Genomic DNA, 253 nt, shown 5'->3' with positions numbered 1-253 from the left:
CTCGCCCTCGCCCATCCGGTGTTCGGGCGCTTCACCATGCTCGTGTCGCTGGCGGTGCTGTGCAGTTCGGCGGGCTGCCTGCAATCGACGATGCTGTCGCCGTCGCGGACGATGCTGGCGATGAGCTTCTATGCGGCGTTGCCGGAAAGGCTGGGGCGCACGCATCCGATCCACCGCGTGCCGACCAACGCCGTGCTGGTTTCGACGGTCGGTTCGTCGCTGTTCTACGCGGTGCTGCGCTTCTCGTCGCAGA

Annotated in this window: 1 pseudogene; it reads left to right on the top strand. The window is 66.8% G+C overall.

The features are described from left to right. Positions 1-253: pseudogene (locus KVT45_RS55455) on the top strand (amino acid transporter); the annotation flags it as partial.

Source organism: Streptomyces sp. GbtcB6 (assembly GCF_019091475.1).
In the GTDB taxonomy this organism is placed as follows: domain Bacteria; phylum Actinomycetota; class Actinomycetes; order Streptomycetales; family Streptomycetaceae; genus Streptomyces; species Streptomyces hyaluromycini.
This window is presented reverse-complemented; position numbering and strand designations above follow the sequence as displayed.